We start from the raw sequence: 22,027 nt of genomic DNA on the forward strand, positions 1-22,027 counted from the left end.
GGGGGGTTCTTCCTCTCAGATCTGACCGTGGTTGGGCGGCAGCGTGCCCTCGAGGGCGTGGTGCCCGAGGTGCTGGACCTTCCAGCTCGCGGGGTCGTGGAGCGTGTGGGTGCGGGCGTTGCGCCAATGGCGGTGCAGGTTGAGCCCGTCGAGGGCCGAACGGGTGCCGGCGACCTCGAAGAGCCGGCTGGCCACCGACACCGACACCTGGGTGGTCGAGGCGCGCGCGGCGGCCACGGCGAGGCTGGCCGCCCCGGCACTCTCGACCGTGAGGTGGGCGTCGGCGCGGTCGACGGCGCGCCCGGCCTCGGCCACCAGGGCCTCCGCACCGCGCACGGCGAGGTCCATCTCGCCGAAGGCGTGCACGACCAGCGGGTCGTCGGCGGCCCGCTCCACCCCGGCGTCGGGGTAGGGCCGCGACATCGTCGTGACGAAGCTCGCCGCGTCCTCGACCGCCGCGCGGGCGATCCCGGCGTCGATCGCGGCGTGCAGGAGCTGGGCGAAGGCGCCGTAGGTCTGCGGACCCTCGAAGGTCAGGTGGTAGGGCGTGATCCGCGAGTCGTCGACCGCCACGCCCTCGAGGCGCACCGTGCCGCTGGCGGTGGTGCGCTGGCCCATGCCGGCCCAGTCGTCGACGACCGTGACGCCCGGGGCGGTGCGCTCCACCCACGCGACGTGCATGGGGCCGTCCGCACCGAGGTGGGCGAGCACGGGGATCCAGTCGGCGAAGAGCGCGCCGGTGCTGTAGCCCTTCTCGCCGTCCAGGCGCCAGGTGCGGCCGCCGTCCGCCGTGGGTCCGGTCGTGGCGGTGGTCTCGGTCAGGGTGGTGCGGTGCTCGCGCACGTGCTTCGTGCCGACCTCCGACTGGGCGTTGCCCAGCCGGCGCCCGCGCAGCACCTCGCCGAAGAAGAACGCCTGCTGGGCCGGCGTGCCCTGGTGGCGCAGCGCGTTGACGTAGACGAAGTGGCTGTGCGGCACCTGGGCCACGCTGGGGTCGCCCGCGGCCAGCAGGCGGAAGACCTCGGCCACGACCTCCACCGGCAGGTCGGCGCCGCCGTGCTCGGCCGGCACCGTGATCGCCAGCAGCCCCGAGGCCGACAGCAGGTCGAGCTCCGCGGCGGGCAGCACCCGCTCCGCGTCGCGGCGTACGGCGCCCTGCGCCAGCTCGCCCGCGAGGTCGGCGGCGACGCGCAGCGCGGCGTCGGCGTCGAGCACGGGCACCGTCGCGGGGGCGGTCAGCGTCGTCACCGGCCGACCCTCGCGAGCTCGGCGGCCTCCAGCTCGCGCACGATCGGCAGCACCTCGCGACCGAAGTGCTCGACGTCCTCGATGAAGTGCAGGAAGCCCAGCAGCATCATCTGCACGCCCTGCCGCTTGTACTCCATGATCCGGTGGGCGACCTGCTCGGGCGTGCCCACCAGGCCGGTGCGGAAGCCGTCGTTGTACTGCACGAGGTCGGAGAAGTCGGAGTCCTGCCACATGCCCTTCTTGTCACCCGTCGACTGGCCGGCCTGCTTGACCGCGGAGCCGAAGCCCTCGACGGCCTCGACGTCGGCCTGGTCGATGATGTCGTGCAGCACCTGGCGTGCCTCGGCCTCGCTGTCGCGGGCGACCACGAAGCCGTTGACGCCGAACTTCACGGCCCCCTCGGGGCGGCCGTTGACCCGGGCCACGTCGGTGACGTCGCGGACCTGCTCGGCGACGCCGTCGGGGGTGTTGCCGTTCATGAAGTACCAGTCGGTGACCCGCCCGCCCATGCCGCGGGCGTCGGTGGAGTTGCCGCCCATGAAGATCTCGGGGTGGGCCCGGCCGGGCACCTCCAGCGGCTTCGGCTTCAGGTCGAAGTCGTGCAGGCGGTAGAAGTCGCCCTGGTACTCCGCGTGGTCGCTGGTCCAGATCTCGCGGACGTAGCGGATGAACTCCTCGGCGCGGCGGTAGCGCTCGCCGTGCTCGAGCCACGGCTCGCCGAGCTGGGTGAACTCGTCCTTGAACCAGCCGGAGACGACGTTGATCGCGGCGCGCCCACCGGAGATCTGGTCGGCGGAGGCGATGAACTTGGCCAGCACGCCGGGCTGCCACAGGCCGGGGTGGACCGCGGCGATGACGTTGAGCCGCTCGGTGGCGAGCAGCAGCGCGAGGGACAGCGAGGTCGACTCGTGCTGGTAGGCCGCGCCGTAGGAGGCCATGTAGCGCACCTGCGACAGGGCGTACTCGAAGCCGCTGTCCTCGGCGACCTTGGCCAGGCGCTTGTTGTACTCGTAGCTCCAGTCGGTGCGCTGCTCGATCTTGCTGACGACCAGGCCGCCGCTGACGTTGGGCACCCAGTAGGCGAACTTGAGCGGCTCGTGCCCCGGCTGCACGCCGGACTCACCGCGGGTCTGCTGCACGGTCATGGGGACTCCTCGTGGTCTCTCGCGGCCGAAGCCGCTTATGTCGATAAGGTTGCTGGACAATTGGTGCGGATGCAAGGCAGGACCCCCCTGAGCCCCACCGGAAGGGGCGACGGGGTGACAGGCAGCGCCTCTCACCGCCCGACCGGACCCGTCACCGGTCGCGGCGCGTCGCCCCGATCGACCAGGCGTACGGCGGGGTCGCGCCGTTGACGAGGTGGTCGCCGACCACCCGCGCCTTGAGGATCCGGGGGTTGTGCGACGACACCGTGCGGGCGTTGCGCCAGTGCCGGTCGAGAGCCCGGCCGCGCGCGGTGGCCGAGGCGCCGAGGGTGTCGAAGAGGTCGTTGGTGGCGCGCAGCACGAGGTCGGTGACGACGACCTGCGCGGTGGACGACTCGATCTCGCCGACCTCGACCAGTCGCCGGGTGCGCTCGGGGTCGCCGTGCGCGGAGTCGGCGACGGCCTGGAGGGCCTCGGCGACCCGCAGCGTGGCGGCCTCCGCGGCGTAGACGGCGGCGGCGATCTCGCCGATGCGGGCGAGCACCTGCGCGTCGTCGCGCACCCGCGCGGCGTTGGCGTGGGAGTAGTTGCGCTCGCGGCGGCGCACCTCGGTGACCGCGTCGGCGAGCGCGGCACGCCCGATCCCGGCGAGGGTCGCGAGCAGGTTGAGCTGGTAGAGCGCGGTCTGGTGCGGGAAGCGCTCCTCGAAGGCGAGCACGTCCTCGGCGGGCACGCGCACGGCGTCGAAGCTCGTCGTGCCGCTGCCGGTGCCACGCTGACCGAAGCCGTCCCAGTCGTCGACGACGCTGACCCCGGAGCGGCGGGTGTCGACGATCGCGATGGCGAAGTCGTCGGCGCCGCCGACCCCCGCGCCACCCTCGCCCTCGTCGCCCTCGTCGCGCAGGGCGTAGACGTCGACCCACTCGGCATAGATGGTGCCGGTCGTGTAGTACTTCGTGCCGTCGAGGCGGTAGTCGCCGCCCGCGAGGCGGGTGAGCACCGTGCGCTGCGTGCCGATCTCGGTGGCACCGACCTCCGACCAGGCGTTGCCGGCGATCTCGCCCGCGGCGAACCGGTCGAACCACCGCGCCTGGTCGGAACCGCGGGCGTGCTGCCACAGCCGGTCCTCGACGAGGGCGAAGTGGCCGCGGAAGGCCTGCGGGAGGTTGCTGTCGACCGCCGCGAGCTCGATCCACAGCTGGGTCACCTCCGGCAGCGACAGCCCCTCCCCGCCGTGCTCGCGCGGCACGCGCACGGCGCCGAAGCCGGCCGCCTTGAGCCAGGCGACCTGCTCGACCGGCAGCTCGCCGTCGAGCTCGCGCCCGACGGCCCCGGCCGCGATCCGCTCCCACAGCGGGGCGTAGGTCGCGCGCAGCCCCGCCAGTCGCGGGGAGTCGACGGCGACGTGGGGCACGAACGGCACGGCGGCCTGCCGGGCGGGGGCCCGCCCCACGGACGACCGCGCGGCGGGCTGGACGGACGGCTGGACAGACATGGGCGCTCCTCGGCTACAGTCATGACACGGTTTGTCTAGTGACTTGGTCGACTATGACGTCGAGGAGTCCCGGGGGCAAGCCGACACCCGCCCCTCCCAGGAAGGATCCCCGGTGCGCATCGAGCAGCTGGAGTACCTCGCCGCCGTCACCCAGCACGGCTCCCTGCGCCGCGCCAGCGAGCGACTGCACATCTCCCAGCCGGCGCTCAGCGAGGCGGTCAGCAAGCTCGAGCGCGAGCTCGGCGTGACGCTGCTCGACCGGCGCCGGTCCGGCGCCCGGATCAGCCGCCAGGGCCGCGACCTGCTGCAGAACATGGTCGACGTGCTCGAGGCCGTCGACCGGCTGCGCACCGCCGCGGGCGACCAGACCGCCTCGGCCCGGCTGATCCGGCTCGGCACGGTCAACGCCGCCACCTCCAGCCTGCTCGTGCCGGCCGTGCGCGGACTGCAGGACAGCCACCCCGGCACCACGGTCGAGGTGATGACCATGCAGCAGGCCGAGATCGACGCCGGCCTGCACGAGGGCTCCCTCGACCTCGGCCTGGTCAACGTGCTCTCCGGCGACGACACCCCCACCGACCTGGTCGGCACCGACCTCCTCCACGGGCGCCCGGTCGCCGTGCTCCCGGCCGGTCACGCGCTCACGGCGTACGCCGAGGTGAGCGTCGACCAGCTGCGCGCCGAGCGCTTCGTCACCATGCGCGCGGGCTACCTGATGCACCGCTTCGCCCACCGCCTCTTCGCCGGCCACATGCCGGCCGCCTGCCACAGCACCGACGGCGCCGAGCTCGGCAAGGTGATGGTGGCCGAGGGGCTGGGTCTCACCGTGCTGCCCGACTACAGCGTCGTCGACGACCCGCTCGAGCGCGCGGGCCTCCTCACCACCCGGCCCATCGCCGGTGACCGCACGGTGGTGTCGCTGGTGCTGCGCCACCGCGCTCCCGACCGGGTGCCGGTGCAGGTGCGCGAGCTGCGGGGCCTGCTGGTCGACCTGGCGCGCCGGCGCAGCAGCGGAACCACCCTGGCCGTCGCGGCGTCCCAGGGGGCATGACCCGACGCCACCGCAGCGCCCCGGCCGCCCTGCCGACCGCTCTCCTGCTCGCCCTGCTCCTCGGCCTCACCGCCTGCGCCGGCGGCGGCTCCGACGAGGCGTCCAGCACCGCCGACACCGCCGGCACCGCCGACGCCGCCGCCGACGCCGTCGGGCCCGAGTCGGCCCTGTCCTCGGCGGTCGAGGGCGGCGCCGGCGGCACTGCCGCTCGCGCCCGGCCCGCGGCCGTCGAGCCGGCCGCACCGGCGATCATCTCCACCGGCAGCCTCGAGGTGCGCGCCGACGACGTGGCGGCGGCCCGCGACGAGGTGCAGGACGTGCTCGACCAGACCGGTGGGACGGTCGCGGAGGAGCGGTCGACCAGCGACGAGGACGGCGCCGTGGAGTCGACCCGTCTGGTGCTGCGCGTGCCGAGCGAGGACTTCGCCGTGGCGATGGAGGCCCTGGAGGGCATCGGGGTCACCGAGGACTCGCGCCGCGCGAGCGAGGACGTCACGACCCAGGTGGTCGACAACGAGGTGCGGGTGCGGGCCCAGCGCGCCAGCATCGCGCGCATCGAGGCCCTGCTGGCGCGGGCCGAGACCATCGGCGCCGTCATCGGCATCGAGGGTCAGCTGACGCGTCGCCAGGCCGACCTCGACTCGCTGCTGGCCCAGCAGGCCTACCTCACCGACCAGACCTCGCTGTCGACGATCACCCTCAGGCTCACCCGCACCCCCGACCCCGCCGCCACCCAGCGGCCCGAGGAGGACCGCTCGGGCTTCCTGGCCGGGCTGGCCGCCGGCTGGGACGGCCTGTCGTCGGTGGCGGTGGGTGCGGCCACCGCGCTCGGCGCCGTGCTGCCCTTCGCGGTCGTGGCGCTGCTGCTCGGCGTGCCGCTCGCGCTGCTGGTGCGCTCGCTCAGAGCGGGTAGGACTGCACGAACTCCGTGAGCCGGGCCAGCTGGTCGGGGTCGGTGGAGGGGATCACGCCGTGGCCGAGGTTGAACACGTGTCCCCGGGCGGCGCGGCCGGCCTCGATCACCTCGGCGGCGCGCGAGGTCATGACGTCGGTGGGGGCGAAGACCAGCGTCGGGTCGAGGTTGCCCTGCACGGCGCGGTCGCCGACCTGGCCGATGGCCTGCGTCAGCGGCGTACGCCAGTCGACGCCGACCACGTCGGCACCGGCCTGACCCATCAGGCCCAGCAGGTTGGAGGTGCCGACGCCGAAGTGGATGCGCGGCACGCCGAGCGCTCCGGCCCGCTCGAGCACGCGGGCCGAGTGGGGCATGACGTGCTCGACATAGTCGGCCGGGGTCAGCGCGCCGGCCCAGGAGTCGAAGAGCTGCACGGCAGAGGCGCCGGCGGCGACCTGCACCTCGAGGTAGGCCGCGGCGATCCCGGCGATCTTGGCCATGAGCGCCTCCCACACCTCGGGGGCGCCGAACATCATGGCCTTGGTCTTGGCGTGCTCCTTCGACGGCCCGCCCTCGACGAGGTAGGAGGCGACCGTGAATGGCGCGCCGGCGAAGCCGATCAGCGGGGTGGCGCCGAGCTCGCCGACGAGACCCTGCACGGCCTGGGTGATGAAGGGCACGTGCTCGGGGGTCAGGTCGGGGATGGCGGCGACGTCGGCCAGCGTGCGCACCGGCTCGGCGACCACCGGGCCGATGCCGGGCTTGATGTCGAGGTCGACCCCGACGGCCTTGAGCGGCAGCACGATGTCGGAGAAGAAGATCGCCGCGTCGACGCCGTAGCGACGCACCGGCTGCATCGTGATCTCGACCACCAGGTCGGGGTCCATGCAGGACTCGAGCATGCCGACGCCCTCGCGCACCCGGAGGTACTCGGGGAGGCTGCGGCCCGCCTGGCGCATGAACCACACCGGCGTGTGGGGCACCGGCTCCCCCCGGACGGCCTTGAGGAAGGCGCTGTCGGCGAGGTCCTGCGCGGGCGCGGTGGCAGTCGTCACGGGCACAAGGGTCGCACTCCCCCCGGCGTGTTCGCACATCGGTTCGAGTCCTCCCGACCTACTGTGGCCCCATGGTCGTCCGCCAGGAGACGCGCCCGGGTGCGGGCGCGGACGCGCAGCCCCCCGAGTTCCGGCAGGCTGTCGCCAGCATGCAGGGTGCGCGGCTGCGCCCCGAGGTGCTCTGCGAGCAGATGCCGGCGCCGCAGCGGATCGCCCCCTACGCCTCCGCACTGTCGGCCGACGTGACGGTCGACGGCACCGACGTCGGCACCGGGCGGATCATCGTGCTCCACGACCCCGACGGCAACGACGCCTGGGAGGGCACCTTCCGCTGCGTCGCCTACGCCCGCGCCGACATCGACGTCGACCTCGTGGCCGACCCGATGCTGCCCGAGGTCGGCTGGTCCTGGCTGGCCGAGGCGCTGGAGTCCCACGGCGCCGCCCACCTGGCCGCGTCGGGCACCGTGACCACGGTGACGACCGAGAGCTTCGGCGGCATGGCCGAGGAGGGGCGCACCGCGCAGATCGAGGTGCGCGCGTCGTGGACGCCCGCCCTCGGCGACGACGGCGCCCCCGACCTCGCCCCGCACGTCGAGGCCTGGGGTGAGCTGCTGTGCACCGCCGCGGGCCTGCCTCCCGTGCCCGACGGGGTCACGATGATGCCGAGCCGCCGCGGGCAGCGCGGCCCCACCCGCTGATGACGGACGAGCCCGACACCACCCCGATCCCCGAGCAGGCCCCCGAGCAGGCCCCCGAGCTGCCGCTGCTGACGCTGCGCGACGGCCTGCCGCCGCTCACCGACACCGACGCCGGCCTGCGCGAGGTCTGCGCGTCGCTGGCCGCCGGCACCGGCCCGGTCGCCATCGACGCCGAGCGCGCGTCGGGCTACCGCTACTCCGGTCGCGCCTACCTCATCCAGCTGCGCCGTGAGGGGTCCACGACCTTCCTCGTCGACCCGATCGGCCTGTCGAGCCTGGCCCCGCTCCAGGAGGCGCTGGCGGGCACCGAGTGGATCCTGCACGCCGCCACCCAGGACCTCCCCTGTCTCACCGAGCTCGGCCTGCACCCCGACGCGCTCTTCGACACCGAGCTCGCGGGCCGGCTGCTCGGCTACCCCCGCGTCGGGCTGGCCACGCTCGTCGAGACGCTGCTGGGCGCCCGGATGAAGAAGGAGCACTCCGCGGTCGACTGGTCGACCCGGCCGCTGCCCGAGCCGTGGCTGGAGTACGCCGCGCTCGACGTCGAGGTGCTCGTCGAGCTGCGCGACCGGCTCGCCGCCGAGCTGGTCGAGGCCGGCAAGGACGAGTGGGCGCGCCAGGAGTTCGACGCGCTGCGCGGCTTCGCGCCGACACCGCGGGTGGATCCCTGGCGGCGTACGTCGGGCCTGCACCGGGTGCGGGGACGACGCTCGCTGGGCGCGGCCAAGGCGCTGTGGGAGGCGCGCGACGAGATCGCCGAGCAGCGCGACGTGACGCCGGGGCGGATCATCCCCGACGCCGCCATCGTGGCGGCCGCGACCGCGATGCCGGAGGACCGGGCGGCCCTGCTGGGCACCAAGGGCTTCCACGGCCGCGGCGCGGAGCGCTACTCCAGCCGCTGGGTCGCCGCCGTGCGCGGCGCCGCCGAGGCCGAGGAGAAGGACCTGCCGACGCGCTCGCCGCGCTCCGACGGCCCGCCCCTGCCCCGCGCGTGGGCCGAGCGCGACCCGGTCGCCGCCCGCCGGCTCCAGCTCGCCCGCGAGCAGATGGCGGCCCTCGCCGAGGAGCAGCACCTCCCGGTCGAGAACGTCCTCACCCCCGACTACCTGCGCCGCACCCTCTGGGACCCGCCGCACACCCGCGAGCCCGCGGCCCTCGCGGAGGCGGTCGCCGCCCTGCTGAGCGGCTACGGCGCACGTCCGTGGCAGGTCGCGCTGGCCGAGCCGGTGCTCACCGCCGCGATCCTCGAGGCCGACCTCCCCGTGGAGGAGCCGGTCGAGGGGGACTGAGCCTCACTCCTCCTCGGAGTCGTCCTCCACGGGCTGCTCCAGCACCTCGCGCGACTCCTCGTCGATCTGCGTGGTGAGCTCGTCCAGCGGCAGCACGCCCGGCGCGCTGACCAGCTCGCCGATGGTCGGGTCGACCGCGGCCTGGAGCTCGCTGTAGGTGTCGAGCAGCGGCGGCAGCACCATGAAGCGGTTGGTGTAGGTGAAGACGCCCGCGCTGGCCGGCTGCTCGTCGGTCTGCAGGAAGTCCTCCGAGAGGGCGACCTCCTGGTTGGCCGGCACGAGGTGCCCGGCCCGGGTGACCACGGCGACCTCCGGCGAGGAGATCATGTGGACCAGGAAGTCGGCCGACTCCACCAGGCTCTCGGTGTCGGGGTCCAGGCACAGCCCGGTGAGGTCGCCGATGGTGGCGGTGGTGTCGAGGGTCGGCATCGGCAGCACGTCGAAGTCGAGTCCGTCGACCTCGCGCAGCTCCGGCACGAGGTCGCGGAAGCCGGCGATCATGCCGACCTTGCCGCGCTTGAACCACTCCAGCCCGGAGGCCTGGTCGAGCTGGTCCTGGCTGAGGGTCAGGCGCGGGTCGCGCAGCACCTCGAGGGTCGTCTCGAGCGCCTCGCGGGTGTCGTCGCTGGAGAAGTCCAGCGACGTGGGCTGGTCCTCGTCGTCGAAGACCTCTCCTCCCCCGGCGTAGACGAAGGGCGAGAGGCCGCGCAGGGTGGGGTCGATGTAGACGCCGCGGGTGCCGCGGCGCGGCTTGGCCGCGAACTCCGCGGCCGCGCGGAACTGGTCGAAGGTGAAGCGCGAGTGCGACTCCGGCGGCACCGAGATGCCGCGCTCGGCCATGGTGTCGAGGTCGACGAGGTCCTCGTTGTAGTAGATGACCATCGGGGAGACGCCGTAGGGCATGCACTGCAGCTTGAGGTCGGCCGAGAACGCCTCCTGGGCGTCGCGGGAGTAGACGTCGCCGAAGGAGACGTCGCGCTCGTCGAGCAGCTCGTCGACGGGACGGGTCCAGCCCTGCTCGCGCAGCCAGGTCAGGTCGCGGCGCGAGGCGAGGTAGACGTCGGGCACGTCGGTGCCGCGGCGCAGCGCGGCGACGAAGGCCTCGCGGGTGGGCCAGGAGCGCAGCTCCACGCGGCTGGCGTCGGAGACCTGGTTGAACTGGCGCACGGCCTGCTGGTAGGCGCTGATCTCCTCCGGGGCACCCCAGGCGCCGAAGGTCAGGTCGACCTGGGGCACCTGCGAGGTCTGCCCGGTCGGCTCCGGCTGCGGGGCGGGGGCGTCGCCTCCCTCGTCGGAGCAGGCGGCCAGCCCGAGGGAGGCGCCGAGCGCGAGCACTGCCAGGAGCGACGTACGCCGCCGGCCCGATCGTCCGAACCTGCTCACCGACACCCCGTCCCGCGCTCCGACACTGCCTGAGACACCCGTGGGGCGCCGCGGGTCAGCCTACCGAGCGGGTCCTCAGGGGTGTGGTGCGGCCTCGGCCGGGCCGTGCCGGGCCGTCTCGGGGCCTGCTCAGCGCCAGCCGTGCAGTGCCCGCGCGGCCGCGACGACCTCGTCGAAGCGCGCGCGGTCGAGCGCCGCGCCCTCCCGGCGCACCGAGGCGGGGTCGAGGTCGAGCAGCCGGTCGAGCCGCACCTCGCTCGGGCGGCCCTCGCGGTCCCACCCGCCGGCGCCGACGTCGAGCCAGTGCCGGCCGTGGCGCGCCTCGTCGGCGGCGTCGCGGTCGTGGTCCTTGCTGGTGAGCATGAGCGCCACGAGCCGCCGCCCGCGGCCCGCGCGGGCCAGGACCAGCACGGGGCGGTCCTTGCCGCGCCCGTCGTCCTCCTCGTAGGGCACCCACGCCCAGACGACCTCGCCGGGGTCGGGGCGGCCGTCGGCCCGGGGCGCGTAGTCGAGACGGGGCCCGGACCGGGCGCCGGACCGGGGCCCGGGGGACGACCCGGGCCGGGGAGCCGGGCGGGTGCTCCGACGCAGGGCACGGACGACACGGAGGGCGGTGCTCAGACGGGAGCTCATGGTCGCCACGCTAGTCGGAGCACGCCGGACCGGGAGCGCCTCACGGCGCGTGGCCGCTCGTAGCGGCTTATTGTGGGACCCGGGGCTGCCGCGGCCCGGCGTGCTCCTGAGTGAGAGTTTAACGACCCGGGGCACGTCGTCCAACCGCACCGCTACCGCGGGAGCCGGCTCAGGCCAGGCGCGAGGCCAGCTCGGCGTGGCCCGCGGCCTCGAGCTGCTCGGAGAGCCCGAGCATGCGCTGCACCTCGGCGTCGGTGCGCTCGGGCAGTCCGGCGCGACCGGTGGCGACGACCCGGGAGAAGGCCGCGGCGCGGAAGAGCACGTCGGCGAAGTCGCCGGCGACGATGCCGCGCAGCACCTGGTCGACCATGGCCTGGAGGCTCTCGGGCGTCGGCGGGTCCGCGACGCCGGCGACGACCCGCGCTACCTGGGCGCGGGCGCGCCCGGCCTCGAACTCGCGCGCCACGGCGGTCGGGTCGGCGTGCACCCACTGCCGCAGCACGAAGAGCCGCCACAGGCAGCCGGCCAGCGAGTCGGCCGGCGAGCCGGCCCACACCTCGGCGATGGTCTCGATGCCCTCGGTCTCGGCGAGGTGCAGCAGCCGCTCGGCCACGGCGTCGTCACGCGAGTCGGCCGCGCCGCGCACCAGCAGGTGGGCGGCGCGGTCGGCGGCCTCGCTGACCATGGCGGGGTCGTCGCCGCCGACGAACTCGTCGAAGAAGGCCCCGGCCTTGCGCATGGGCCGGTGGTGGGGGCGCTGGGTCACCCGCTCGACACTACGCCCGGGCTGTGCGGCCACGGACCCGTCAGCCCAGGGCCTTGCGGATCCGCTGGTCGCTGACCGGCACGGCGGTGCCGAGCTGCTGGGCCCACAGCGAGACCCGCCACTCCTCCAGCAGCCACCGCACCTGGCGCAGCGCCTCCCCCGGCGGGCGGCCCGGCGCCAGCGCCTCGGTCCGGTGCGTCCACGCGGCCTGCAGGTCGGCCACCTGGTCCATCAGCAGCCGGTCGCGGTGCGCGGCGGCGCCGCCCTGGTCGAGACGGGCCCGGCGCTGGTCGAGCGCGGCGAGGTAGGTCGGGTAGCGCCGCAGCCAGGTCGTGCCCGCCTCGGCGACGAACCCGCGGTGCACCAGCCGCGCGAGCTGGGCGCGCATGTCGGTGAGGGCCGGGAGCATGGCCATGTCGGCGCGGCCGGACAGCGACTTCTCGGTGCGCCGCCACGCGTCGAGCACGCGCACCACGTCGCCGAGCACGGCGCGCAGGTGGGCCTCCTGGTCGCGGCCGGCGGCCTCGCGCAGGGCGGCGTACGCCTCGGGGGTGCGGGCGGGCGGGCGGGCGTCGACGACGGCCTGCACCACGGCGGCACGGCAGTCCTCGAGCAGCTCGGCCACCGAGGCGTACGGCGAGCCGGCCAGCCCGAGCTTCTCGGCGTTGGTGAGGGAGTCGAGCACCCGCTTGACCGGCGAGGGCAGCTCGAGCAGCAGCAGTCGCGCGACGCCCAGGCGGTGGCGGGCGTCGCGCTCGTCCTCGGAGCCCGCGACCGCGAGCCCGACGCTGGCGCCCTCGTCGACCAGCCCCGGGAAGCCGCGGACCTCGTGGCCGGCGCGGGTCTGCACGAAGGAGGGCTCGATGGTGCCGAAGGTCCAACCGGTCTCGCCGCTGCGGGCGACCCCGGAGTCGGCGGCCACCTCGGCCATCGCCTGGGCGAAGCGCGGGCGCAACGGCTCCTTGAGCGCCTCGAGGTCCTTGCCGCGGGCCTGCTCGGCCCCGGTGTCGTCGACGACGCGGTAGGTCGGCCGCAGGTGCTCGGGCACCTTGGTCCAGTCCCACGCCTCGCGGGGCACGACGACGCCGGTGGTCGAGCGGCACCAGCGCTCGAGGGCGTCGAGCAGCGGCTCCTCGCCCGCCGGCACCTCGCGCAGGAAGTCGCGGGCCCGGTCGGGGGCGGGCACGAAGCTGACGCGCAGGTTCTTCGGCAGGCTGCGGATCAGGCTGGTGACCAGCTCCTCGCGCAGCCCCGGCACGACCCAGGAGAAGTCGTCGGCCCCGACGCGGTTGAGGGTGGTGACGGGCACGTCGATCGTGAGGCCGTCGTCGGCGGCCCCCGGCTCGAAGTGGTAGGCGATGGGGAACGTCAGGCCCTCGTCGGCGGCCCACTGCTCGGGGTAGTCGGCCTCGCTGACCTCGGCGGCCGCGTCGTGGGTCAGCATCGCCGGGTCGAAGGTCAGCAGGTCGGGGCGCCGGCGGCGCTCCTGCTTCCACCACTGCTCGAAGTGCGAGCCGCTGACGACGTCGGGGCCGATCCGGGCGTCGTAGAAGTCGAAGAGGGTGTGCTCGTCGACCACGATGTCGCGGCGCCGGGCGCGGTGCTCGAGCTCGGCGGCCTCCTCGAGCAGGCGGAGGTTCTCGGCGTAGAAGCGGTGGCGGCCCGAGGTGAGCTGCGCCCACTCGCCGTAGACGAGCGCGTGGCGGATGAAGAGCTCGCGCGAGAGCTCCTTGTCGACCTTGCCGTAGGCCACGAGCCGGTCGGCGACCAGCGGCACGCCGTAGAGCGTCGCCCGCTCGTAGGCCACGACCGAGGCGCGCTTCTTCGACCAGTGCGGCTCCGACCAGGTGCGCTTGACCAGGTCGCCGCCGAGGCGCTCGGCCCAGGCCGGGTCGAAGCCCGCGGCCTGGCGGGCCCAGAGGCGGCCGGTCTCGACCAGCTCGGCGGCCATGACGTACTGCGGGGGCTTCCGGGCCAGGCCGCTGCCGGGGAAGATCGCGAACCGGGCGCCGCGCGCGCCCAGGTACTCCCGCATCGGGCGGCGACCGGTGCGCGCCTTGGCGCCCGGGGCCTCCTTCTCGCGCTCCTCCAGCAGACCGATCTGCGACAGCAGACCCGACAGCAGGGCCTGGTGGATGCCGTCGGAGTCGGGCTGGTCGGCGGGTCGGCCGACCTCGATGCCCATCTCCTTGCAGACCTGGCGCAGCTGCGACTCGAAGTCCTGCCACTCGCGCACCCGCAGGTAGTTGAGGAACTCCCGCTTGCACATGCGGCGGAAGGCACTGCCGGAGAGCTCGCGCTGCTGCTCGCGCAGGTGCGACCACAGGTTGAGCCAGGTCAGGAAGTCGGAGCCCTCGGCCTTGAAGCGGGCGTGGAGCTGGTCGGCCTGGGCCTGCTGCTCCGCGGGGCGCTCGCGGGGGTCCTGCAGCGACAGCGCCGCCGCGACCACGAGCACCTCCCGCACGCAGCCGAGCCGCTCGGCCTCGAGGATCATGCGGCCCAGGCGGGGGTCGATCGGCAGCCGGGCGAGGCGCTGCCCGAGCCGGGTGAGCCGGCGGGCCTCCGGGGCGCCGGTCGAGGGCAGCGCGCCGAGCTCCTCGAGCAGCTGCACCCCCGACTGCACGTTGCGCCGGTCAGGGGGCTCGACGAAGGGGAAGCGGGCCACGTCGCCGAGGCCGAGGCTGGTCATCTGCAGGATGACGCTGGCCAGGTTGGTGCGCAGGATCTCGGGGTCGGTGAACTCCGGGCGCGCCTCGAAGTCCTCCTCGGAGTAGAGCCGGATCGCGACGCCGGCCGCGACGCGACCGCAGCGCCCGGAGCGCTGGTTGGCCGAGGCCTGGCTGATCGCCTCCACCGGCAGCCGCTGGACCTTGGTGCGCAGCGAGTAGCGGCTGATGCGCGCGACGCCGGTGTCGACGACGTAGCGGATGCCGGGCACGGTCAGCGAGGTCTCCGCGACGTTGGTCGCCAGCACGATGCGGCGCCCGGTGTGGGAGCTGAAGACGCGGTGCTGCTCGGCGGCCGAGAGCCGGGAGTAGAGGGGCACGACCTCCGTGCCGCCGCCGCGGGTGCCCTGGGTGGCCTCGGACAGCGCCTCGGCGGTGTCGCGGATCTCCCGCTCGCCGGGCAGGAAGACCAGGATGTCGCCGGGCCCCTCGGCGAAGAGCTCGCGGCAGGCCTCCACGATCGCCTCGGTCTGGTCGCGCACGACGACCTCGCCGTCCACGTCCTGGTCGTCGCCCGCCTCCTCCGGCAGCACCATGAGCGGGCGGTAGCGGACCTCGACGGGATAGGTGCGCCCCGACACCTCGATGATGGGGGCCGGCTTCCCGTCGCGGTCGGCGAAGTGGGCGGCGAAGCGCTCCGGGTCGATGGTGGCCGAGGTGATGACGAGCTTGAGGTCGGGTCGCTGCGGCAGCAGGCGGCGCAGGTAGCCCAGCAGGAAGTCGATGTTGAGCGAGCGCTCGTGGGCCTCGTCGATGATGATCGTGTCGTAGCGGCGCAGCATGCGGTCGCGCTGGAGCTCGGCGAGCAGGATGCCGTCGGTCATCAGCTTGACCCGGGTCGAGCGGGTCGTGCGGTCGGTGAAGCGCACCTGGTAGCCGACCACCGACTCCTCCCCCAGCGGCTGGCCGAGCTCGTCGGCGATCCGCTCCGCCACCGACCGGGCCGCGATCCGGCGCGGCTGGGTGTGGCCGATCAGCCCGCCCGAGCTGCGCTCCTTGCCGTCGCGGCCCTTCCTCGTCGTACGCCGGCCGCGGCCGAGCTCGAGGCAGATCTTGGGCAGCTGCGTGGTCTTGCCGGAGCCGGTCTCCCCGGCCACGATCACGACCTGGTGGTCGCGGATGGCCTGCGCGATGTCGTCGCGGCGCTGGGTGACGGGGAGCTCGGCGGGGTAGGTGATCGAGAGCTCGGGCGGCGCCTGCTCTCCGGCCGGGCGCGGGGAGGACATGATGCTCCCCATTCTGCCTGCGGCCGGGTGACGGGGGCCAACGGGTTGCCGGCGCGGGCCCTCGGCCTCTGGTCGCGCCGGCTGCTGGCGGCGCACCCTGGGTCATGCGCCGTCTGCTGATGCTCGTGCCCGCCGCCCTCCTCGCGCCGCTGCTCGCCGTCGCGGGGCACGTCGGACCCGCGCAGGGCGGTGAGACGTTCATCAGCCCCACCCACGGGCTCGACCCCGACGACTGGTCGCTGCGTCGGCTCGACTGCGACCTCGTGGAGGCCGACACCACCCGCGTCGGCCTCACTGCCGGACCCGCCACCTCCGGCCAGGGCAGCCTGCTCGTCGAGGGCACCGCCGACTCCCTGGGCGGGGTGGTGCGGCACCGCTCGGGGTCGTTGCCGTCGGTGTCGGTGGTGGTCATGGGCGCGGGGGGCGGCGAGGACGCGCCGGAGGGCGTCGCGCCGCAGGGTGTGTGGTGGGTCGAGGCCGGCGGCGTCACCTACACCAGCGACCCGGTCGACCTCGGCGACGGCGTCTTCGAGCGGGTTCACCTCGACGCGGCCGTCCTCCACGGTCCCGACTTCACCGGCAGCGTCCGCGACGTGCCCGGCAACCAGGACGACTGGACGGCTGGCCTCCTCACCGGAGGCTGCGTGGGGAACCCGACGGCCCGCCTCGACGTCTTCTTCTGGAAGAAGAGCCGCTTCGGCGACGACCTGGAGCCGAGCGACTGGCTGCGCCTCGACCACGTCGCCGACGTCGGCGACCCGCCGCCCGTCGGCAGCCGCTTCACGCTGCGCGCCCGCGCCCTCCACGCCGGGCTGCTCACCGGCGTGGTCACCCCGGTCGACGGCGCCCGGGTCCACTTCCGACGGGTGCTCACCGACGGCGCGGTGCGCACCACCTCCGAGCAGCGCGCCAACGCTCGCGGCTGGGTGACCCTGCGACGCACCGCGGACCAGAGCGCCACGTGGCGGGCACGGCGGGACCGCTCCGGTGGTCGACCCGACGTGGTCAGCCCGGCCCACGACGTTCACGCCGCCCTGGCGCTCTCACGCCCCCGCCTCGACGGCACCCCCTGCCCGGGCGTCCGGGCCTGCGAGGACATGACCGTCGACGGCCCCCGGGTCGTCGTCTCGGGCACGCTGGCGCCACCGCGCGGTCGGGTCGAGGTGCACGTCACCCCGGTCGACGGCGACCCGACGGTGCACATGGTCCGCCCCGGACCACGACAGCGCTGGCGCACCGCCTTCTCCCTGCCCGCGGGTCGCTACCACGTCTTCGTCGACGCCCTCTCGACCTCGCCCGAGTACGTCGACGCCAACGCCTGGTGGCTCGACCTCCGCGTCCACTGACGCGCACCCGTCAGGGGTGCGATCGGCCGTGAGGCCCCGCGCCTCAGCCGGCGCGGACGAGGGTCGTCCAGCCGAGCGGGTTGGTCCAGGCGTAGGTGCCGTCGGGGGCGCGGTGGTAGCTCCGGGGTGGGCTGCCCTCGGAGCCGGTGGTCTTCAACCGGTGGTGGTGGCGGCACAGCGGCGCGAGATTGGAGGGGTGCGTCTGGCCGGGGCGTCCGCCGTCGTCGAGGGATCGGTAGGGCTGGATGTGGTCGAGGTCGCAGCGTCGTGAGGGCACGGTGCAGCCGGGGAACACGCAGCGTGGGTCGCGCAGGGTGACGTGTTCGCGCATCCAGGGTGGTGGGTCGTGCCGGTCCACGGCGCCGGCGGTGGTGGGGTCGAGGTCGATGACAGGTCTCACAAAGACCTTGGTGCCGTCCAGCCAGCGGCGCAGGGTGGTGGTGGAGACGACGCCGAGGCCCTCGACGACCGCGGTGCCGGGTGGTGGTCCGGTGCGGTCGATCTGGGACAGGTGGCTGATCTCGTGGTGGCGGTGGACCGGCGTGGGTCGCAGGCCGGGGCCGGTGGTGCGGTACGCGTCCCCCGCAGGCCGCTCGTGCTCAGGCTGGTCTTCTGCGGGCCGCTCGTGCGCGGGACGCTCGTCCGCGGGCTGGGCGTCGGTGGGCTGTGCATCGGGCGTGGGGTGGCTTCGAGACGCTCGCTGCGCTCGCTCCTCAGCCACCGGGGCCGTGACCTGTCCGGCGGTGGTCTCGGGGGCGTTGCCCGCGGCGGGGCTTCGAGACGCTCGCTGCGCTCGCTCCTCAGCCACCGGGGCCGCCGCGAGGCCTGCAGGCGCTGCTGCAGGGGGCTCGAAGTCGTCCTCGGAATCCGGGGCGGGCAGGTCCCGGGGGTCCGGTGGGGGTTCTCCGGCCGGGGCCTCGGCGGGCGACGGAGGCTCCTCCGGCGCGGGTTCTTCCCCACTCGTGCGGGCGGCGTCGAGGGCGGCGAGGGTCTCGGCGCGTGCGAGGTCCTCGGGGCGCAGGTGGACGTAGACCACCCGCTCCTTCGCAGTCGTGAGCTCCACCGAGTCCAACGCCGTCAACCCCTGGGCGCGGTCGGTGATGACGCCGATGGCGCGGGCCTTGCGGACCTCCAGCGACTCGACCACTGCTCCAGTGGTGCTCTGGTGGCGGCCGAGCTCGGCGGCGGTGGCGCAGATCAGGTCGTGGAAGCGGGTGAGGTCCTGGGTGTCACCGGTGGCCTCCAACCACGAGGTGCCGGACGCGGACCCGCGGTCGACGTCGTGGGTCACCCTCACGTTCCACCCACCGCGGGCCCGCTGCTCCAGCGCGGCCTGGGCGTGGGGGTCGTGCCTGGCGGCCGCCTCGGCGACGAACAGCTCGATCCGTCGCGCGCCCAGGCCCTGCGCGCGGGGGCCGAGGGCGGCGACCTTGCGGTCCACGAACGCGGCCCCGGTGTCGTTGAGGACCTGGGTCTGGGAGGCGATCCGCCGGGCGCGCCAGCCGGGGAGGGTGAGGTCGTCGACCATCGCCCAGATGCGGGGCAGCCGGTGGACGAGCTCCATGACCTCGGCGAGGTTGCAGCCGGCGTTGAGCGGCGACATGTCCAGGGCCAGGGCGAGGGGTTCGGCGGCGAACTCGTCGAGGCCGTGGCGGATCATCCCGGGCACTGACCAGGCGTAGGCCCGGTCGGGGTTCAGTGCACCCCAGCGGGCCATGACCCGCAGGGTGCGGCGCTCGGCGGCGCGCACCGAGCGGGCGGTGTCGGCGGCGTACTCCAGGACGTCGTCGGCCTCGAGGGACTCGACGTCGACCACGGTGCCGGTGGTGTCGAGGTCGAGGAGCATGCGCCTAGTTTATTCGTACAGGCATTCGATTGCTAAAGGCTATCGTCGGCCTGGGGAGAGGGTTCCGCTGTCGCGTGAGAGTGGTTTCGAGACGGTCGCTGGCGCTCCCTCCTCAACCACCGCGAGGCTGACGCTCCCTCCTCAACCACCGGGGCGCGGGCGCTCCCTCCTCGACCACCGCGGGGACTGCGCTCCCTACTCAACCACCGCGGGGCTGGCGCTCCCTGCCCGACCAGCGAGGCCCGGACCGGCCACCGGACTCACGGTCGGGGCACAGGGTGGGGACAGCAGGGGCGTCGACGCTGGCGGCATGAGTGACCAGACACCCGACCTCCCTGCCGTCTCCCGTCCGAACGCCGACGACGCCCCACCGGCCGGAGGTGGGTGGCGGCGACGGGTGCTCGCCCTGCGGGGCGTCGTGGCCGTCGCGCTGGCCAGCCTGCTCATCGGCGGGACCGGCGGCGCCGTGCTCGGCGTCGCCGCAGGCGGGTCCGACGACGGCCGGTCGGGCGGACCGGGCGCTCCGGGCGGCTTCGGGGGACGACCGCCGGTGCAGCAGGGGACCTTCCCGGGACAGCCGTCGGACGACGGCTCCGCCGACGCGCCGGGCTCCCCCGGCGACGCCACCTCTCCTCTTGGCGCCTCGACCAACCCCACCCCCACGACCGGCGCCACCGGCGACTGACCCACGACCGACGGAGGGCCCACGACCGACGGAGGGCCCACCCCGGTCTCGTCGCCCATCCCCGCACCACCTCGCTCCCCGCCGTCACCGCTGAGCGCACCGTCACGGCACGCACGTCCGACACCCAGGACGCCCACAGCGGACTCACAGGCACCTGGGCCAGAGTGGAGCCATGGAGCTCACCCGACCCGACGGCAGTCCCCTGCGCGTCCTCGTCGTCGACGACGAGGTCAACATCGCCGAGCTGATCTCGATGGCGCTGCGCTACGAGGGCTTCGAGGTGAGCGCGGCCCACACCGGCACGAAGGCGGTGGCCGCCGCGAAGGACTTCCGCCCCGACGCCGTGGTGCTCGACATGATGCTGCCCGACTTCGACGGCCTCGAGGTGCTGCGTCGCATGCGCACCCACGACCCCGACGTGCCCGTCGTGTTCCTCACGGCGCGCGACGCCGTCGAGGACCGGGTGGCCGGCCTGACGGCGGGTGGCGACGACTACGTCACCAAGCCCTTCTCGCTGGAGGAGGTCGTGGCGCGGCTGCGGGGGCTCATGCGGCGCGCCGGGGCCCAGCAGGCCGCCGAGTCGTCGGTGCTCACCGTCGGCGACCTGTCCCTCGACGAGGACAGCCACGAGGTCTTCCGCGGCGGCACCGAGATCAGCCTGACCGCCACCGAGTTCGAGCTGCTGCGCTTCCTCATGCGCAATCCCCGCCGGGTGCTCAGCAAGGCCCAGATCCTCGACCGGGTGTGGAACTACGACTTCGGCGGCCAGGCCAACGTGGTGGAGCTCTACATCTCCTACCTGCGCAAGAAAATCGACGCCGGTCGCGACCCGATGATCCACACCATGCGCGGCGCGGGCTACGTGCTCAAGCCCGCCGCCTAGGCGCCGGCACGCCGTGGGCCGCCTCGCCTCCCTCACCTCCCGCCTGGTCGTCACGGCCGTGGCGCTCGTGCTGCTCGTCTCGCTGCTCATCGGCACCGTCGCCACCCTCGCCGTGCGCTCTTACCTGCTCGGCCAGGTCGACGACGACGTGAGGGCGGCGCTGCAGCGCGCGGAGTACGTCGCGGCGTCGCAGTTCTTCGTGCCCTGCTCGACCCCCGCCCCGCCCGCCGGGGGCGTGCCCGACGACCTCGACGACCGTGACCGGGGGCCTGGCGACGGCGACGACCCCGGCCGGGGACAGTCGGTCGGCACCCTGACCGCCTTCTTCGAGCAGGAGGCCGGGACCGACCCGGCCGGCTGCGTGCTGACCCCCGGCGAGGACGGGCGGCCCGGCACCCGCGCGCTCTCCACGGCCGCCCTCGACCTCCTGGCCGACCTCCCTGCCGACGGCCGCCCGCGCGAGGTCGACCTGCCCGGCGTCGGGTCCTACCGCGTGGCCGTGCGCGAGACCGCCACCGGCGGCTACACCGTGGCCGCGGGCCTGCCGACCGACGACCTCGACGGGGTGGTGTCGACCCTGGTCACCACCGAGGTGGTGCTCATCCTGCTCGGCGGGGCCGTCGCCGGGCTGGCCGGCCTGCTCGTCGTACGCCGACAGCTGCGACCCCTCCGCGAGGTCGCCGACACCGCCCACACGGTGGCCGAGCTGCCGCTGGCGCAGGGCGAGATCGACCTGACCGAGCGCGTGCCCGCCCACCTCACCGACGAGCGCACCGAGGTCGGCCGGGTGGGCTCGGCGCTCAACACGCTGCTGGCCCACGTGGAGTCGTCGCTGGAGGCCCGCCACCGCAGCGAGCTGCAGGTGCGCCAGTTCGTGGCCGACGCCTCCCACGAGCTGCGCACGCCGCTGGCCACGATCGCCGGCTACACCGAGCTGGCCCGCCGCCGGCCCGACGACGCCGCCGCGGTCGCCACCGCCCTGGCGAAGGTGGAGGAGGAGTCGGGGCGGATGACCTCGCTGGTCGAGGACCTCCTCCTGCTCGCGCGCCTCGACGCCGGGCGACCGCTGGAGTCGGCGCCGGTGGACCTCACCCGGCTGCTGCTCGAGGCGGTCTCCGACGCCCGCGTGCTCTCCCCCGACCACCACTGGCGCCTCGAGCTGCCGGAGGAGGCGCCGGCCGAGGTGGACGGCGACGAGCAGCGGCTGCACCAGGTCGTCACCAACCTGCTCACCAACGCCCGCAAGTACACCCCCGCCGGCTCCACGGTCACCGTCACTGCGCTGCCCGAGGGCTTCCGGGTGCACGACGACGGGCCGGGCTTCCCGCCCGAGCTGCTGGACCACGCCTTCGAGCGCTTCGCCCGCGGCGACACCGCGCGCACCCGCGGCGGCGCGGCCGCACCGGGCGGCGCGGGGCTCGGGCTGGCGCTGGTCGAGGCCATCGTGACGGCCCACGGGGGCCGGGTCACGCTCGTCAGCCGACCGGGCGACACCGCGGTCGAGGTGACCCTGCCCGGGGCGGTCGACTGAGGATCGACTGAGGGTCGACCCCGGGGCGACCGGGTCGGTCGAGGGGGCCGTCGAGCATTCGGCGGCCCGCCGTACGTGGGGTTACTCTCGTGGGGGATTGTCTGACAATCCTCGGATTCCGTCCCC

The 22,027-nt window shown here is 74.5% G+C and carries 17 protein-coding genes; 8 read left to right on the top strand and 9 right to left on the bottom strand.

The genetic code is table 11. The annotated features are described in order from the left end of the window. Positions 1–15 precede the first annotated feature (15 nt). The 3 genes from M3673_RS05150 to M3673_RS05160 form a co-directional block, all read right to left on the bottom strand. Complete coding sequence (locus tag M3673_RS05150) at positions 16–1,248, bottom strand: SfnB family sulfur acquisition oxidoreductase (protein ID WP_251532442.1); 1,233 nt, start codon at positions 1,246–1,248, stop codon at positions 16–18. Continuing rightward, positions 1,245–2,393 carry a dimethylsulfone monooxygenase SfnG gene (gene sfnG, locus M3673_RS05155; protein ID WP_251532444.1) on the bottom strand — a complete coding sequence of 383 codons (1,149 nt, stop codon included), beginning with the start codon at positions 2,391–2,393 and terminating at the stop codon, positions 1,245–1,247. Before sfnG ends, M3673_RS05150 begins: the two co-directional genes overlap by 4 nt. Before the next feature lie 151 nt (positions 2,394–2,544). Further along, complete coding sequence (locus M3673_RS05160; RefSeq protein WP_251532445.1) at positions 2,545–3,888, bottom strand: acyl-CoA dehydrogenase family protein; 1,344 nt, start codon at positions 3,886–3,888, stop codon at positions 2,545–2,547. 112 nt (positions 3,889–4,000) lie between these two features. Here M3673_RS05160 and M3673_RS05165 point away from each other — a divergent pair, with 112 nt between their 5' ends. After that, positions 4,001–4,939 carry a LysR family transcriptional regulator gene (locus M3673_RS05165; RefSeq protein WP_193662635.1) on the top strand — a complete coding sequence of 313 codons (939 nt, stop codon included), beginning with the start codon at positions 4,001–4,003 and terminating at the stop codon, positions 4,937–4,939. Further along, entirely contained in the window at positions 4,936–5,871 is a 936-nt protein-coding gene (locus tag M3673_RS05170; RefSeq protein WP_251532446.1) for a DUF4349 domain-containing protein, read from the top strand. Before M3673_RS05165 ends, M3673_RS05170 begins: the two co-directional genes overlap by 4 nt. On the opposite strand, the gene hemE is transcribed toward M3673_RS05170, so the two are convergent. Further along, a complete protein-coding gene (gene hemE, locus M3673_RS05175) occupies positions 5,840–6,889 on the bottom strand; it encodes a uroporphyrinogen decarboxylase (protein WP_235558562.1) in 1,050 nt (349 codons plus the stop codon). The genes M3673_RS05170 and hemE overlap by 32 nt on opposite strands. 71 nt (positions 6,890–6,960) lie before the next feature. On the opposite strand from hemE, the gene M3673_RS05180 reads away from it, so the two are divergent. Together M3673_RS05180 and M3673_RS05185 are read left to right on the top strand one after the other, a co-directional pair. Further along, positions 6,961–7,587, top strand: coding sequence for a DUF3000 domain-containing protein (locus M3673_RS05180; protein ID WP_056904844.1), 627 nt, complete (start codon positions 6,961–6,963; stop codon positions 7,585–7,587). Continuing rightward, positions 7,587–8,876, top strand: coding sequence for an HRDC domain-containing protein (locus tag M3673_RS05185; protein ID WP_251532448.1), 1,290 nt, complete (start codon positions 7,587–7,589; stop codon positions 8,874–8,876). Before M3673_RS05180 ends, M3673_RS05185 begins: the two co-directional genes overlap by 1 nt. Before the next feature lie 3 nt (positions 8,877–8,879). Here M3673_RS05185 and M3673_RS05190 read toward each other — a convergent pair whose 3' ends face one another. The 4 genes from M3673_RS05190 to hrpA all read right to left on the bottom strand — a co-directional run bounded on the left by M3673_RS05190 (position 8,880) and on the right by hrpA (position 15,610). Next, positions 8,880–10,259, bottom strand: a complete 1,380-nt coding sequence (locus tag M3673_RS05190; protein WP_193662643.1) for an ABC transporter substrate-binding protein — start codon at positions 10,257–10,259, stop codon at positions 8,880–8,882. A gap of 129 nt (positions 10,260–10,388) precedes the next feature. Then, complete coding sequence (locus M3673_RS05195) at positions 10,389–10,892, bottom strand: type II toxin-antitoxin system PemK/MazF family toxin (protein WP_251532450.1); 504 nt, start codon at positions 10,890–10,892, stop codon at positions 10,389–10,391. A 169-nt stretch (positions 10,893–11,061) separates the two neighbouring features. Further along, positions 11,062–11,658, bottom strand: coding sequence for a hypothetical protein (locus M3673_RS05200; RefSeq protein WP_251532452.1), 597 nt, complete (start codon positions 11,656–11,658; stop codon positions 11,062–11,064). Positions 11,659–11,698: 40 nt separating this feature from the next. Then, the gene (gene hrpA / locus M3673_RS05205) at positions 11,699–15,610 is read right to left on the bottom strand and encodes an ATP-dependent RNA helicase HrpA (protein WP_251532454.1); all 3,912 of its coding nucleotides are present in this window, start codon (positions 15,608–15,610) and stop codon (positions 11,699–11,701) included. A gap of 104 nt (positions 15,611–15,714) precedes the next feature. Between hrpA and M3673_RS05210 the strand changes: the two genes are divergently transcribed. After that, entirely contained in the window at positions 15,715–16,956 is a 1,242-nt protein-coding gene (locus tag M3673_RS05210) for a hypothetical protein (RefSeq protein ID WP_251532457.1), read from the top strand. A 43-nt stretch (positions 16,957–16,999) separates the two neighbouring features. Here M3673_RS05210 and M3673_RS05215 read toward each other — a convergent pair whose 3' ends face one another. Continuing rightward, complete coding sequence (locus M3673_RS05215) at positions 17,000–18,802, bottom strand: hypothetical protein (RefSeq protein WP_251532459.1); 1,803 nt, start codon at positions 18,800–18,802, stop codon at positions 17,000–17,002. 310 nt (positions 18,803–19,112) lie between these two features. Here M3673_RS05215 and M3673_RS05220 point away from each other — a divergent pair, with 310 nt between their 5' ends. The 3 genes from M3673_RS05220 (at position 19,113) to M3673_RS05230 (ending at position 21,901) form a co-directional block, all read left to right on the top strand. Beyond that, positions 19,113–19,487 (top strand): hypothetical protein, encoded by a 375-nt coding sequence (locus M3673_RS05220; RefSeq protein ID WP_251532461.1) that lies wholly within the window; start codon positions 19,113–19,115, stop codon positions 19,485–19,487. A 172-nt stretch (positions 19,488–19,659) separates the two neighbouring features. Next, positions 19,660–20,370 carry a response regulator transcription factor gene (locus tag M3673_RS05225; protein ID WP_056865799.1) on the top strand — a complete coding sequence of 237 codons (711 nt, stop codon included), beginning with the start codon at positions 19,660–19,662 and terminating at the stop codon, positions 20,368–20,370. Positions 20,371–20,383: 13 nt separating this feature from the next. Next, on the top strand, positions 20,384–21,901 hold the full coding sequence (locus M3673_RS05230) for a HAMP domain-containing sensor histidine kinase (RefSeq protein ID WP_251532468.1): 1,518 nt from the start codon (positions 20,384–20,386) through the stop codon (positions 21,899–21,901). Positions 21,902–22,027 lie beyond the last annotated feature (126 nt).

It is taken from the genome of Nocardioides sp. P86 (assembly GCF_023712465.1).
GTDB lineage: Bacteria > Actinomycetota > Actinomycetes > Propionibacteriales > Nocardioidaceae > Nocardioides > Nocardioides kribbensis.